Origin of the sequence: Paenarthrobacter sp. R1 (assembly GCF_030264015.1) — a bacterium.
Lineage (GTDB): Bacteria > Actinomycetota > Actinomycetes > Actinomycetales > Micrococcaceae > Arthrobacter > Arthrobacter ureafaciens.
In genome coordinates this window covers 3,611,241-3,625,540 of record NZ_CP127115.1, presented here as the reverse complement: position 1 = coordinate 3,625,540, position 14,300 = coordinate 3,611,241, and the positions used below count along the sequence as shown (strand labels likewise).

The 14,300-nt window shown below is 64.5% G+C and carries 13 protein-coding genes; 6 read left to right on the top strand and 7 right to left on the bottom strand.

The window, feature by feature from the left end:
* Positions 1 to 30 precede the first annotated feature (30 nt).
* Positions 31 to 1,128, top strand: a complete 1,098-nt coding sequence (locus QN084_RS17490) for a substrate-binding domain-containing protein (protein WP_043427207.1) — start codon at positions 31 to 33, stop codon at positions 1,126 to 1,128.
* Positions 1,129 to 1,224: 96 nt separating this feature from the next.
* Here the strand turns inward: QN084_RS17490 and QN084_RS24110 are convergent, their stop codons facing one another.
* Genes QN084_RS24110 through QN084_RS17475 form a run of 4 tightly spaced genes read right to left on the bottom strand, consistent with a single transcriptional unit; the run spans position 1,225 to position 3,711 of the window.
* Positions 1,225 to 1,551 carry an ABC transporter permease gene (locus QN084_RS24110; RefSeq protein ID WP_310649526.1) on the bottom strand — a complete coding sequence of 109 codons (327 nt, stop codon included), beginning with the start codon at positions 1,549 to 1,551 and terminating at the stop codon, positions 1,225 to 1,227.
* Positions 1,464 to 2,168 (bottom strand): ABC transporter permease, encoded by a 705-nt coding sequence (locus QN084_RS17485; protein ID WP_318255049.1) that lies wholly within the window; start codon positions 2,166 to 2,168, stop codon positions 1,464 to 1,466. The genes QN084_RS24110 and QN084_RS17485 overlap by 88 nt, the downstream gene beginning before the upstream one ends.
* Before the next feature lie 8 nt (positions 2,169 to 2,176).
* The gene (locus QN084_RS17480; RefSeq protein WP_062095639.1) at positions 2,177 to 2,905 is read right to left on the bottom strand and encodes an ABC transporter ATP-binding protein; all 729 of its coding nucleotides are present in this window, start codon (positions 2,903 to 2,905) and stop codon (positions 2,177 to 2,179) included.
* A 2-nt stretch (positions 2,906 to 2,907) separates the two neighbouring features.
* Positions 2,908 to 3,711 (bottom strand): permuted SH3 domain-containing protein, encoded by an 804-nt coding sequence (locus QN084_RS17475; RefSeq protein ID WP_069694829.1) that lies wholly within the window; start codon positions 3,709 to 3,711, stop codon positions 2,908 to 2,910.
* A 108-nt stretch (positions 3,712 to 3,819) separates the two neighbouring features.
* Between QN084_RS17475 and QN084_RS17470 the strand changes: the two genes are divergently transcribed.
* Positions 3,820 to 4,890, top strand: a complete 1,071-nt coding sequence (locus QN084_RS17470) for a Gfo/Idh/MocA family protein (RefSeq protein WP_069694830.1) — start codon at positions 3,820 to 3,822, stop codon at positions 4,888 to 4,890.
* A 157-nt stretch (positions 4,891 to 5,047) separates the two neighbouring features.
* Here QN084_RS17470 and QN084_RS17465 read toward each other — a convergent pair whose 3' ends face one another.
* On the bottom strand, positions 5,048 to 5,482 hold the full coding sequence (locus QN084_RS17465; protein WP_069694831.1) for a DoxX family protein: 435 nt from the start codon (positions 5,480 to 5,482) through the stop codon (positions 5,048 to 5,050).
* A 223-nt stretch (positions 5,483 to 5,705) separates the two neighbouring features.
* Between QN084_RS17465 and QN084_RS17460 the strand changes: the two genes are divergently transcribed.
* Positions 5,706 to 6,815 (top strand): FAD-dependent oxidoreductase, encoded by a 1,110-nt coding sequence (locus tag QN084_RS17460; RefSeq protein ID WP_069694832.1) that lies wholly within the window; start codon positions 5,706 to 5,708, stop codon positions 6,813 to 6,815.
* Positions 6,816 to 6,886: 71 nt separating this feature from the next.
* On the opposite strand, the gene QN084_RS17455 is transcribed toward QN084_RS17460, so the two are convergent.
* Positions 6,887 to 9,106 (bottom strand): NADP-dependent isocitrate dehydrogenase, encoded by a 2,220-nt coding sequence (locus QN084_RS17455; RefSeq protein WP_069694833.1) that lies wholly within the window; start codon positions 9,104 to 9,106, stop codon positions 6,887 to 6,889.
* 345 nt (positions 9,107 to 9,451) lie between these two features.
* Between QN084_RS17455 and QN084_RS17450 the strand changes: the two genes are divergently transcribed.
* On the top strand, positions 9,452 to 10,450 hold the full coding sequence (locus QN084_RS17450; RefSeq protein ID WP_062095628.1) for a trypsin-like serine peptidase: 999 nt from the start codon (positions 9,452 to 9,454) through the stop codon (positions 10,448 to 10,450).
* Positions 10,451 to 10,587: 137 nt separating this feature from the next.
* On the opposite strand, the gene purH is transcribed toward QN084_RS17450, so the two are convergent.
* Positions 10,588 to 12,258: a bifunctional phosphoribosylaminoimidazolecarboxamide formyltransferase/IMP cyclohydrolase gene (purH, locus tag QN084_RS17445; RefSeq protein ID WP_062095626.1), complete on the bottom strand. Its 1,671-nt coding sequence runs from the start codon at positions 12,256 to 12,258 to the stop codon at positions 10,588 to 10,590.
* Between the two features lie 142 nt (positions 12,259 to 12,400).
* On the opposite strand from purH, the gene QN084_RS17440 reads away from it, so the two are divergent.
* Both QN084_RS17440 and murQ read left to right on the top strand, forming a co-directional pair.
* Entirely contained in the window at positions 12,401 to 13,348 is a 948-nt protein-coding gene (locus QN084_RS17440) for an N-acetylglucosamine kinase (protein WP_069694834.1), read from the top strand.
* Positions 13,323 to 14,273: an N-acetylmuramic acid 6-phosphate etherase gene (murQ, locus tag QN084_RS17435; protein ID WP_069694835.1), complete on the top strand. Its 951-nt coding sequence runs from the start codon at positions 13,323 to 13,325 to the stop codon at positions 14,271 to 14,273. The genes QN084_RS17440 and murQ overlap by 26 nt, the downstream gene beginning before the upstream one ends.
* The last annotated feature ends 27 nt before the right edge of the window (positions 14,274 to 14,300 follow it).

Below are 14,300 nucleotides of genomic sequence, written 5' to 3'. Positions count from 1 at the left end.
ACCCCACCAAAACAGAAAGTGAACCAAGATATGCGAATGTTTGGTAAAGCAGGAAAGGCAGCAGCAGTCGCTGCCATCGCGGCACTGGCGCTGACAGCCTGCGGCCGCTCCGACAGCGGCTCAAGCAGCAGCACAGCTGGCGGGGAAGCGTTCCCCAAGGACTCGCTGATCGGCGTCGCACTTCCGCAGAAGACCAGTGAGAACTGGGTCCTCGCGGAGAAGCTGTTCAACGATGGCCTCAACGAAGCCGGCTTCAAGCCGGACGTTCAGTTCGCCAACGGCGGCGTTTCCGAGCAGCAGAACCAGATCAGCGCCATGGTCACCAAGGGTGCCAAGGTGATCGTTGTGGGGGCCATCGACGGCGCCCAGCTGGGTACCCAGCTCAAGCAGGCCAAGGATGCCGGCGCAACCGTCATCGCCTACGACCGTCTGCTCCTCAATACCGAGAACGTGGACTATTACGTGGCCTACGACAACTTCAAGGTTGGCGAGCTGCAGGGACAGGCACTGCTGGACGGACTGAAGGCCAAGAAGCCCTCCGGCCCGTACAACATCGAACTGTTTGCCGGTTCTCCTGACGATGCCAACGCCAAGGTCTTCTTCGACGGCGCCATGAGCGTCCTGAAGCCGAAGATCGACGACGGCACCCTCAAGGTACTCTCGGGCCAAACCGCTTTCGAGCAGGCTGTTACCCAGGGTTGGAAGGCTGAAAACGCCCAGCGTCGCGCCGACACCCTGCTGACCGGCAGCTACGGCTCCGCTTCGCTCGACGGTGTTCTCTCCCCGAACGACACCCTGGCCCGCGCAGTCCTGACCTCCGTCAAGGCTGCCGGCAAGCCGCTCCCCGTTGTGACCGGCCAGGACTCCGAGGTTGAGTCCGTCAAGTCGATCATGGCCGGCGAGCAGTACTCCACCATCAACAAGGACACCCGCAAGCTGGTTGAGCACGCCATCACTATGGTGAAGGACCTGCAGGCCGGCAAGGAACTGGAGATCAACGACAAGGATTCGTACAAGAACGGCGTCAAGACCGTTCCGGCGTACCTCCTGCCTCCGCAGATCGTTACTGCTGAGAACGTCAAGACGGCTTACGTCGACGATCCGGTACTCGGCCCGATCACCAAGTAGTCGCGTTACCCCTTAGCAAGGAGCCCCGGCCCGCCAGAACAGGCGGACCGGGGCTTTTGCGTTCCGCGGTTTTGGGGTTCGCCGCCGTTGAAGAGGTCAGAACCGGATCGCATCAATGACTTTGACCCGCACTGCCACGAGTGCAGGAATCGCTCCGGCGAGCGCTCCGACGAGGACGGCTGCACCGAACCCGAGCAGGGCGGCGTCGATCGGGAACGGCGGATACTCTGTCAGGCTCGGCGCCACCTTCGACTGGATCCAAGGATTCTTCACCACGGCAACTGCCACCATGACCCCCAGCAGTCCGGCGCAGGCGGTGGCCACCACGGACTCCATCATGACCCCGAAGAAGATCCGGCCGGAGGTAGCACCGAAACTCCGGCGGATGCCGATCTCCCGGACCCTGTAGCGCACGGTGACCATGGAGATGTTGAGCATACCCACGGCACCGAGGAGGAGAACCAGTCCAGCGACGCCGACGGCCACACGTCGGGAACGACGCCGATGATCACCACGGTTGCCGGGTGATCACCCGGGACGGTAACCGTGGGGTTGTTGGACAGGTTGGGCCTGCCAGCCCTGTTATAGAAGGCTTCGGAGACCACGACGGCGGGCGCCAACCGCCGGTGGTCATCGGAGGCAAACCACGTTCCTTGCATCAAGGGAACACGGTGGATCACGCCATATCCGACGTCCACGATGGTTGTGTCCACCTTCGTGACGCCACGCGGAAGCTGGAACTCGGCCTGCGTGCGCCCCACATGGGTGGATGTGGTGATCCCATAGCGTTGCTGGACGCCCTGATAGGCCTTTTCCAGGGTGGCCGGGTCCGGAGAGGAAGGCCCGTACACACCGAGGGATAACGTAGCCACCCGGCCGCCGTTCCGTTCGGATTGCTCTTTGTAGCCTTCCCTGGCCAGGTTTCCGACCCCCACCACGGACGTCAAGGCAGCAACGGACAATGCCACGCCCAGCAGGGCCAGAAGTATGCGCACCTTGTTGATGCGCAGTTCCTGCCATGCCTCTACCAACGATGACACGAAGCCGATCATACTGGCGCTCCTGCTTCTTCAAGGCTCATAGGACCCAGGACACCGGAATCGAGCCGATAGCAGGCGCGGGCGAGCGCAGCCACGTTAACGTCGTGTGTGATCGTCACAAGGGCGGCGGCAGTTTCAGTGGCCACTGTATCCAGAAGGGCCATAACGGATTGTCCGGTTTCGACGTCGAGAGCGCCGGTTGGTTCGTCCGCGAGAATGAGACGTGGCCCGCGGACCAGGGCACGTGCGATGGCCACGCGCTGTTGTTCACCACCGGAGAGCATGTTCGGCATAGTGTGGGCGCGGTCGGCCAAACCAACCCGGTCCAGCATGTTCATGGCGAGCTCCCTGCGACGCCAGAATTCCCTGCCCTTGGCGTAGAGCAGCGGCGTGATGACGTTGTCCAAGGCGCTGCGTCCAGGCAAGAGGTTGAACTGCTGAAACACAAACCCCACCGTTGAGCCGCGTAACCGGGCCCGGGCGTTACTGCCGAGCCGCTCCGCGGGCTGCCCAAGGAACTCCAGCTCGCCGGATGTTGGAACGTCCAGGAGACCGAGGAGATTGAGCAAGGTTGATTTGCCGCAGCCGGACCTTCCAACGATTGCTGTGTGGTCGCCGCTGAGCACCTCCAGGTCAATGCCTCGAAGGATGTGGAGATGCTGGGCATCGGGCAGCGTCACAGAGCGTGTCACCGCGCGGAGGCTGACCAGGGTTTCGCTAGGGCTTAGTGACGTCATGCCTAGCCCGCCGGAATGTAAGTGCCTTGGGCAGGTCCCATCATCGGGTCTTGCGCAGCCGGAGCACCCGGAACGAACTCAAGGACCTGCTCGCCCTCCGACAAGCCGGACACCACCTCAACAGCGGAGCCATCGTTCAAGCCGAGCTGCACCTGGCGCTGCTCCGGTGCTCCTCCGCTTGAACCCGCGATCCAGACAACACCGTCCTTTACGCTGCCCTTCACCGAGGTCAACGGCACGGTGACAACATCCGTGGCTACTCCCGCGCTGACCGTCAAGGTGGCACCGAGGCCGGCGAACACCTGCTGGTCCGACGGCACGGCGCAACTTAACGTGCCCGTGGGGGTGCTGCCGCCGTCCTGCTGTCCCCCGCCGCCCCCTGGGCCAGCCATGGCAAATCCGACGCCCATGCCGGGACCCCCGCCCGAGCCGGACATGCCCACTGAGCCGCTTCCGCCGTCGTCGGATGCGTTGTTCTTGAGTGTCACCTCGCCGCACTGGAAGGGCGCCGGGCCTCCTACCAGTTCGATCTCCGCGGGACCGGGCTTGCCAAGCAGCCGATACTGCTGCGCGGCGGTGACGGATCCGGCAACAGTGTACGTGCCGGGGTCGATCTTTCCGACAGTCTCGCCGACACTGACTTGCTGGTCGATCAGCGTACTGAGTGACTGCAGCGTCCCGGTGCCGGGGGCTACGACGTTGAAATAGTCATAGACCGGCTTCGGCGGTGTTCCATCCTTGGACACTTGCGGGTTGGTCACGGCCCGTTCGGCCTTGACCTGGAACAGGGGGTCGCCTTTGGACACTGTGGCCCCCTGTTCAATGCTTACCGTGTCGGGAGATTTGAAGCCTTTGGACCCCCAGACCCGCGAATTGCCCCGGGACTGCTGGACAGCAGTGAGAGACTGTGAGGCATGACTCTCCCTATCGCCAAACCATGGCTGTCCACCCAGATCAACCAGGACCCCCGAGCTGCCACCGGGCGGCGCCTGCGGTGGGGCGTAGTGTCAACGGGGAACATCGCCGGCAGCGTCTCGCAGGACCTGTCGCTCCTTGAGGATGCCGAGCTCTACGCGGTCAGTTCCCGCACGCAGGAAGCGGCGGACGCCTTTGCCCAAACCGTCGGTTTCAGTAAAGGGTACGGAGACGACGGCGGGGTGCCCGGCTACCAGCGCATGTTCGACGATCCCGCCGTCGACGTCGTTTACGTCGCCACTCCCCATGCCCAACACTTCCACATAGCATCCGCCGCGTTGCGCGCCGGCAAGCATGTGCTGTGCGAGAAGGCCCTGACCATCAACGCCCGGGAAGCCACAGAGCTGGTCAGGCTGGCCAGGGAACAGAAGGTCTTCTTCATGGAGGCCGTATGGAGCCGCTTCCTTCCGAGCATGCAACGCGCTTTCGCTATTGCCGCCTCCGGAGAGATAGGTCAGGTCCAGTGGGTTTCGGCCGACCTCGGATTCCCTGCCCCGTACGACCCCACGGCCCGGCTTTGGGCCCTCAACGACGGCGGCGGCGCACTTTTGGATATCACCGTGTACCCGTTGCTGTGGGCCCTCGGCACACTGGGCTTTCCGCAGTCCGTGACCGCCATCGCATCCTTGAACGAAGACGGAGTGGACAGCCAGAATGCACTTACCCTCGGCTACGACACCGGCGCCCAGGCCCAACTGACCTCGTCCCTGACGGCACATGGACCCCGCAACGCCACTGTCGCCGGCGGACTCGGTTATGTGCAGACGATTGGATCCGTGAACAACCCGCGTGAGCTGGTGGTTCGGGTGGGTTGGGACGAGCCACGCCATGAACGGTTCGACGTCGTTGGCATCGGTTACACCTACGAACTCCGGGAGGTGACCCGCTGCATCCAGCAGGGGATGACCGAAAGCCCGACCATGCCACTTGAGGATTCCATCAACGTCATGCGGCTTTTCGACGGCGTTCGGTCCCAGTTGGGCATCCGGTACCCGAACGACGCCCGGTAGGCCGTCGGCGGGATGTGCCAGAGGAACCTCCCATATGCCTCGGGATGTGATAGAGGAACCGCCTGAAGGGGGCGGGATGTGATAGAGGAACGGGGGGTTTGTGCCGGGGCGCTGAAGGCGCGCTCCGCCGTCGTCGTCGTGCTTTAACCCAGGTGAGTTAACGGCGGGCGGGTTGCTTCGCCAGCTTCCGGTCCAGGGACAGTGCGCCGGGGCCGAGAAAAATCAGGGACACTGCGATCGCGAAGTAGATGATCAGCAGCTCCGCGGTAACGCCCGACGCGTCGGTCAGCAGGGGCTTGCCCGCTTCCGTGACGAACCAGATGGAACCGATGAGGATTGCCGCGAGGAAGCCGGCCACCCGGGTCAGCGCACCGAGCACCAGCAGCAGCCCGAGGCCCAATTCGCCGGCGATCACCAGCCAGGCAATGATGTCCGGCTTCTGCACGCCCATTGCGGCGACGGAGGCGGCAAACGCGGCGTGTCCCGCCATGAACTTCTGCACGCCGTGGACCAGCAGCATCGCACCGAACGCGACGCGCAGGATGGTGATGCCGCGGGAAGAGGACTTGGGAGACGGGTGAAGGAATTTCACGCATCCCAATCTTCCATGCCCAAGCGCGGCTCACCAAACCGGCCCAGCGCCACCCCGCAACCCGCGCAACCCACCCCGCAACCCAGCCAACCCACCCAACTAAGTCGCAGCAGTGCGCGTTTAGAGACGTCAAAACGCGCACAATTGCGATCTAGTTGGGTGAGTGGGGGCAGAATGAGAGGTGGCCCCCGGATGCAGGAGCCGCGCGAGGAATGGAGCGGGTATGCAGGTTGATGTGGTGGTAGTCGGCGGCGGAGCCATGGGATCGGCTGCCGCATGGCAATTATCCCGGGCCGGCAAATCCGTGATCCTCTTGGAGCAGTTCGAAGCCGGGCACCACATCGGTGCTTCCCACGGGGCCACCCGCAACTTCAACACCGCTTACGCGGAGGCCGATTACCTGGACCTCCTGGCGGAGTCCAAGATCCTTTGGGATGAGCTTGCGGCCGAACACGGCGCTCCGCTCCTGGACCTGGTGGGGCTGGCCAACCACGGCAACACCCCTAAGCTGCAGCAAATCCACGCGGCTCACCAGGAACGCGGAATCGAAAGCTACTTCATCTCCCCCACCGAGGCCGCCGACCGCTGGAAGGGCATGAACTTCGCCACGGACGTGCTCTTCGTCCCGGGTTCAGGCCGGGTCCGCTCAGCTGACGCGCTCAAAGCACTGCGGACATCCGCCGAATCCAAGGGCGCAGTCTTCAAATACTCGACGCCGGTCCGCGACATCCGCGTGGACGGTCCCGATTCGGTGGTGGTAGTGACGGAGGAAGAGGATTACACGGCCCGACGGGTCGTGGTCACGGCAGGTGCCTGGACCGCCAAAGTGCTCGACGGACTGGCGGAACTGCCGGCTTTGGTGGTCACCCAGGAGCAGCCTGCGCACTTCACCCCGGTGGACAACACGTTGGTGTGGCCGAGCTTCAACCACAACCCGGACCCCGATCCAAACAACGAACTCTACGAATACTGGTACAGCCCCGTTTACGGCATGCTCACCCCTGGCGAGGGGGTCAAGGCGGGCTGGCACGGCGTGGGTCCCGTCATGGATCCCGACGAGCGCACGTTCCAGCCCATCCCCCAGCAGCTCGAGGCCTTGGTGCGCTACGCCGAAGAGTGGCTTCCCGGCGTCGACCCTTCAACGGCGGTTCCCATCAGCTGCACCTACACCACCACGCCCAACGAGGACTTCGTCCTGGACCGGTTCGGCCCGCTGGTGGTGGGCGCGGGCTTCTCAGGCCACGGTTTCAAGTTCACCCCGGCGATCGGCCGGGTGCTGAAGGACATCGTCGACGGCGGCACGGCCCCCGCACGGTTCGCAGCGGACCGTTAAACGCAAACTGACTCGCAGTCGGGGTTGTTCTGAGTTCTCAAAACAACCGCAACTGCGAGTCAGTTGGGAGCTTACTTCAGGGTCGCGAGGACCTTGTTGAAGGTTGCCGACGGGCGCATGACCTCAGCGGCCTTGGCAGCGTCCGGACGGTAGTAACCGCCAAGATCGACGGCGGGGCCCTGGACTGCGTTCAGCTCGCCGACGATTGCGTCCTCGTTGGAGGTCAGTTCCTCGGCGATCGGTGCGAAGGCTGCTGCCAGCTCCGCGTCGGAGGACTGCTTCGCCAGTTCCTGCGCCCAGTACATGGCGAGGTAGAAGTGACTTCCGCGGTTGTCCAGCTCGCCGACGCTGCGGCGCGGGGACTTGTTCTCCAGCAGGAACGTGCCGGTGGCTCGGTCGAGGGTGTCGGCCAGGACCTGGGCACGGGCGTTGCCGGTGGTGGTGGCAAGGTGCTCGAAGCTCACGGCCAGGGCGAGGAATTCACCCAGGCTGTCCCAGCGGAGGTGGTTTTCCTTGACCAGTTGCTGGACGTGCTTCGGGGCGGAGCCACCGGCACCGGTCTCGAACAGGCCGCCGCCGTTGATCAGCGGAACGATGGAGAGCATCTTGGCGCTGGTGCCGAGTTCGAGGATCGGGAACAGGTCCGTGAGGTAGTCGCGGAGCACGTTGCCGGTAACGGAGATGGTGTCCTGGCCCTTGCGGATGCGCTCCAAGGTGAAGGCGGTGGCCTCTTCCGGGGAGAGGATCTCGATCTGCAGGCCCTCGGTGTCGTGGTCCTTGAGGTACTCGTTGACCTTGGCGATCAGGTTGGCGTCGTGGGCGCGGCCCTTGTCCAGCCAGAAGACGGCCGGGGTCTCCGAAGCGCGGGCGCGGGTGACAGCCAGCTTGACCCAGTCACGGATCGGCACGTCCTTGGTCTGGCAAGCGCGCCAGATATCGCCCGGGGAAACCTGGTGTTCGATCAGTACGGTGCCTGCGCGGTTCACGAGCTGGACGGTTCCAGCTGCTTCGATCTCGAACGTCTTGTCGTGGCTACCGTATTCTTCAGCGGCCTGGGCCATGAGGCCGACGTTGGGGACGGTGCCCATGGTGGTGGGATCGAACGCACCGTTGGCGCGGCAGTCGTCAATAACAACCTGGTACACACCGGCGTAGGAGCTGTCCGGGAGGACTGCCAGTGTGTCGGCTTCCTTGCCGTCCGGGCCCCACATGTGGCCGGAGGAACGGATCATGGCGGGCATGGAAGCGTCCACGATGATGTCGGAAGGAACGTGCAGGCTGGTGATGCCCTTGTCCGAGTCGACCATTGCCAGGGCGGGACCTTCTTCGAGGCCCTTGGTGATGGCCGTCTTGACGCCTTCGCGGACATCCTCGGGCAGTTCGTCGAGACCATTGAGGATGGCGGCGAGGCCGTTGTTCGGGTTGATGCCTGCGGCAGCCAGCTGCTTGCCGTAGGTGTCGAACAGCTCGGAGAAGTAGGCCTTCACGACGTGGCCGAAAATGATGGGGTCGGAGACCTTCATCATGGTGGCCTTCAGGTGTGCGGAGAAGAGGATGCCCTCTTCCTTGGCACGGGCAACCTGGGCCTTGAGGAATTCGTCCAGGGCTTCGGCGCGGAGGACGGTACCGTCCACAACCTCGCCGGCCAGAACGGGGAAGTCCTTCTTGAGGACCTTGACGGAGCCGTCTTCACGGACCAGCTGGATGGAGAGGGCATCATCGGCTTCGATGACAACGGACTTCTCGTTGGAGCGGAAGTCGTTCTGGCCCATGGTGGCAACGTTGGTCTTGGAGTCCGCGGTCCAGGCGCCCATGGAGTGCGGGTTCTGGCGGGCGTAGTTCTTCACCGACAGCGGCGCGCGGCGGTCCGAGTTGCCCTCACGCAGGACCGGGTTCACGGCGGAGCCCTTGATCTTGTCGTACCGGGAACGGATGTCCGTCTCAGTGTCGGAAGAGGGGTTGTCCGGGTAGTCCGGGAGGGCGTAACCCTGGGCCTGGAGCTCGGCGATGGCGGCCTTGAGCTGCGGGACGGAAGCACTGATGTTGGGCAGCTTGATGATGTTGGCTTCCGGCTGCTTTGCCAGTTCGCCAAGTTCAGCCAGGGCATTGCCCGTGCGCTGCTCCTCAGTCAGGAAATCGCCGAATACGGCGATGATGCGGCCGGCCAGCGAGATATCGCGGGTCTCGACCTCCACACCTGCGGTCGAGGCATACACTTCCACAATCGGCAGGAATGAGTAGGTAGCCAGCATCGGCGCTTCGTCTGTGTGGGTATAGATAATCTTGGCCATTGGCGGGGTTCTCCCTGAAAGTCTGCAGATTTCAACATCTCTAACTTACCCGAGCGCACCTGTTTGAGGGCCGTTCGTGTCCGGGATCACGCCTTGCGTTACCGCTTTCACAAGCACCTTGCCCGTGCCTCCGGACCGTCGAAAAGCGCGACGGCAGGCCTAACAACGGTGGCGACTCCCCGCCGTCGTACCTCCCCGCCAGCCGTCCCGGTCCAAGTGACAGCAAAATATCACAAAATCTGAAACATCTCTTTACAAAGTTGTCACACGGCGGGTAGCTTCGATTCCGTCAGTCGGCGGTCGCCATCACTGGCCGCCTCACTCGCTCGATTAGGTAGGAACAACGTGACAAAAACCAAGACCCTGGCCACAAGCCTTCTGAGTCTGTCCGCCGCCGCGATCCTCGCCCTGGTTGGAACAACCAGCGCAAACGCGGCCCCCGCGAAGGACACCGACTCGAACGGCGCTGCGGTCAGCCGCCACGTAGCCTCAGACAACGGCGCTGCAGACTACTGGACCCCGGAGCGGATGAAGTCCGCCAAGAGCGGCGATGTCCTCGCCAGCAAAGCCCTGCAGCGCAGCGGGCTCTTGAACCTCGGCAAGGCTCCGGTGGCCGAAGCTCCGGGCGCCGTCACCAGCATCGAAGGCCAGCAGGCCGCCGCCGACAAGAACATCAACCTCAAGGTCAACCAGTCCGAGACGCCGGTCAAGCACATCGGCAAGATCTTCTTCACCCTCGGCGGCTCCAACTACGTCTGCTCCGGCAACTCCGTCACGGCAGCGAACAAGAGCACCGTGTCCACCGCCGGCCACTGCGTCAACGAGGGGCCCGGAGCGTACGCCACCAACCTGGTCTTCGTTCCCGCCTACCTGAACGGCTCCGCACCGTACGGCAAGTGGACGGCGAAAGCCCTGTACTCCCCCACCCAGTGGGCGTCCAACGGCAACATGCAGTACGATACCGCCTTCGCAGTGGTGAACACGCTCAACGGCAAGAGGCTCGCCGACGTCGTGGGCTCCTCCGGTGTCCAGTTCAACGCCGCCCGCGGCCTGAGCTACAAGTCCTTCGGCTACCCGGCAGCTGCACCCTTCAATGGCGAATCCCTTAAGAGCTGCTCCGGCACCGCCACCAACGATCCTTACAACCCGCAGTTCCTCACCCAGGGCATCCCGTGCAACATGACCGGTGGATCCTCGGGCGGTCCGTGGTTCATCGGCAACAGCTCCAGCGGTTACCAGAACTCCGTGAACTCCTACGGCTACGGCAGCAACTCCAGCACCATGTACGGCCCGTACTGGGGCTCCGTGATCCAGTCCACCTACACGGCGGCTGCGGCTTCGTAACCGGTCCTTTGTAGCAGGCCCCTGTTAAGTACGACGGCGGCCGTCCCTTTTCGGGGGCGGCCGCCGTTGCGCTGTATGGGCCTACGCCGCCCGGGTTCCCTGGCCGAAGCGCAGCGAGGTCAGGGAGGCGGTGGGGATTAGTGGAAGAAGTGGCGTGCGCCGGTGAAGTACATCGTGATGCCGGCAGCGTTCGCGGCAGCGATGACTTCCTCGTCGCGGACCGATCCACCGGGCTGGACGACTGCGCGGACACCGGCGTCGATCAGGATCTGCAGTCCGTCAGCGAAGGGGAAGAAGGCATCCGAAGCTGCCACGGCACCGCGTGCCCGCTCAGGAGCGTTGGCACCGCTGGCGTTGGAGGCACCGCCGGCACCTTCGACGTCGGACTCCACCTGGACGCCCAGCGTGTTGGCGCGCTCAACAGCCAGCTTGCAGGAGTCGAGGCGGTTGACCTGGCCCATGCCGATGCCCACTGCTGCGCCGTTGTCCGCGAGCAGGATGGCGTTCGACTTGGCCGCCCGGCAGGCAGTCCAAGCGAAGGCGAGGTCGGCCAGGGTCTTGTCGTCAGCGGCTTCGCCGGCGGCGAGGGTCCAGTTGGCGGGGTTGTCGCCGTCGGCGTCCACCTTGTCCGTCATCTGAACCAGGACGCCGCCGGAAACCTGGCGCATCTCGGAGGGGTAGCGGCCGTAGCCCTCGGGCAGGGCGAGGAGGCGGATGTTCTTCTTCTTGGAGAGGATCTCCACGGCTTCCGGTTCGAAGTCCGGAGCGATGACAACCTCGGTGAAGATGTCCGCGACCGTGCGGGCCATGCCTGCAGTGACGGTGCGGTTCGCTGCGATGACGCCACCGAAAGCGGATACGGGATCGCAGGCGTGGGCCTTGGCGTGGGCGTCGGCGATCGGGTCGGCAGCATCAGCGGAGCCAACTGCAACACCGCACGGGTTGGCGTGCTTGATGATCGCTACGGCGGGCTCAGCGAAGTCGAAAGCAGCGCGCAGGGCGGCATCGGCGTCGACGAAGTTGTTGTAGCTCATGGCCTTGCCGTGGAGCTGGTCAGCCTGGGCGATGCCGGCCGGAGCGGCCTTGTCCACATAGAGGGCAGCCTGCTGATGCGGGTTTTCGCCGTAGCGGAGGACCTCGGAACGCTCCAAGGCCAGGCCGGCGTAGGCGGGCCAGTCAATGACGCCGTCGCCGTCTTCGTCCAGGAACTGGCTGGCAGTCCAGGAAGCAACAGCGTTGTCGTAGCTCGCAGTGTGGGCGAAGGCCTTCGCTGCCAGGCGGCGGCGGGTCTTGAGGTCGAATCCACCATGTGCGGCGGCTTCAACAACGGCACCGTAGAAGTTGGGGTCCGTGACGATGGCGACGGCGGCGTGGTTCTTTGCGGCCGAGCGCACCATGGCGGGGCCTCCGATGTCGATCTGCTCAACAACGTCGTCCTGTGCGGCGCCGGACTTCACGGTCTCGACGAACGGGTACAGGTTCACCACCACGAGGTCGAAGGTCTCGATTTCCATGGAGGTGAGGGTTTCCATGTGCGCCGGGACGCGGCGGTCGGCGAGGATGCCGCCGTGCACGCGCGGGTGCAGGGTCTTGACGCGGCCGTCCAGCATCTCCGGGGAGCCGGTGACTTCTTCGACTTCCTTCACCGGAATGCCGGCTGCGGCGATCTTCTTGGCCGTGGAGCCGGTGGACACGATCGCAACGCCGGCTGCGTGCAGGCCCTTTGCGAGCTCCTCCAGTCCCGTCTTGTCGTAAACCGAGATCAGTGCACGGCGGATGGGAACACGGTCAAGCTGCGTCAAGCTCACAAAAGTCTCCGTCTTAGGTCGCGTAGATAGCGCGGGTGGTGTCGCGTTGAGTGGGGATAGGGGCAGTTTATCGTGTTTCGATGGCGGCCTCATTTTGCGTCCCCGGCCCCACAAGGAGTGGCGTGCATCATAGGGTTGACCCATGGATGCCACGGACGTCGTTCTTGTTGCCGACATAGGGAAGAGCCGCTGCCGCGTTGAGCTTCGCTCGGGTGATGAATTGTTGGGCGCGGCAGACCAGCACGGATTCCCCGGAGTCCACGTCGAGAACGGTCCCACCTTGGCGTTCGACCTCGTCCTGGAGACCACCACCCTGCTCCCGCCCGGCCTGCCCGTCAGCACCCTCACCGGCGTCGGAGCTGCCGTGGCCGGCGTCGAGGCTTCGGAGGCGAAGTCCCGGGAGCTGGCCACCATGTTGTCGCGGCATTTCGGTGTTCCTGCGGCGGTTCTCTCCGATGCCACTGCCGCCCATCTGGGCGCGTTGCAGGGCGGACCGGGCACCACGCTGATCGTGGGAACGGGTGCGGTGGCATTCCGCTTCGATGAGGCGGGCGTCCTGCACCGGGCCGACGGTTGGGGCCCGTACCTCGGCGACTTCGGCAGCGGACGCTGGATCGGCCAGCAAGGGCTCCAGGCCGTTTTGTTGGCGTTCGACGGCGGCCCCGCCACTTCCCTCTCGGCGGCAGCGGGGGCACTCGTTGAGTCCCCGACCATGCTGCCCGCCTGGTTGGCCGACATGGATAACCCTTACCGGGCGATGGCCCGTTTCGCCCCCTTGGTGCTGCACGCAGCGGAGGCGGGTGACGCCGTCGCGCACGGCATTGTCAGCGAGGCGTGCCGGGGCCTGACCCGCACTGTGCTCCTGGCCGCCAGTGGCGATCCGAGCGGGACGCCGCGCGTGGCCATACTGGGCGGCGTGGCCAACTCGGGGTTCTTCGAGGGACTCTTGCAGAAGTCCCTGGCTTCGGCTGGGATTGAAGTGGTGGCCCCGCTCGGGGACGGCCTGGACGGCGCCGCCCTCGCAGCGCAGCGCCGCGGGATCCTCCAGGAAAGGTACATCCACCGTGACGGAACAAACTGGCCCGACTGACGCTGACAAACTTGCAGGCCTCCGCACCGAACTCGCCGGACTGCAAACCGAGGCTGCGACCGACAGCCTTAAAGACCTGGACATCCTGGGCACGGACGAACTCGTCGCTGCCATGCTCGCCCACAGCTCCGGGGTGCGCGCCGCCGTTTCCGGGGCGGGTCCCGCGATTGTACAAACCATCGACGCCGTTGCGGAGCGGCTCCAGCGCGGAGGCCGCCTTCTGTACGTGGGCGCCGGGACCGCGGGGCGCCTGGGCGTGCTGGACGCGAGCGAGTGCCCGCCGACGTTCGGCACCCCGTCAGGACTCGTCGTCGGGCTCATCGCGGGAGGCCCTGAGGCGATCCGGAAACCCGTGGAGTACGCCGAGGACAACGCCACCGCTGGCGCGCGGGACCTGCACCATATCAACGTGACGGAAGCGGACGCCGTCGTGGGTATTACCGCCTCCGGGAGGACGCCCTACGTGATCGGCGCGTTGGAGGAGGCGCGGAAAAGGGGTGCCTTCACGGCGTCGCTGGCCTGCAACAAAGGCTCGGCGGTGAGTCATCTGGCCGACGTGGCGATCGAGGTGCCCGTGGGGCCGGAGTTCATCGCGGGTTCCACCAGGCTCAATTCCGGGACGGCCCAGAAGCTGGTCCTGAACATGATCAGCACGTTGGTCATGGTGAAACTCGGCAAGACCTACGGGAACCTGATGGTCGACCTGCGCGCGACCAACGAGAAGCTGCAGGCCCGCTCGCAGCGGACCGTGCAGCACGCCACCGGTGTCTCCGCCTCGGAAGCTGCGGCGGCGTTGGACTCGGTTGGGGGTTCGGTGAAGGCCGCGATTCTGGTGTTGCTGACCGGGATGGATCCTGCCGACGCAAAGCCCGCGCTGGAGGAAGCCGGCGGTTTCCTGCGGAGGGCCATCGAAACCCGAAAGTAATGGTGCTGAGGGCCTAAAGTTGCATGC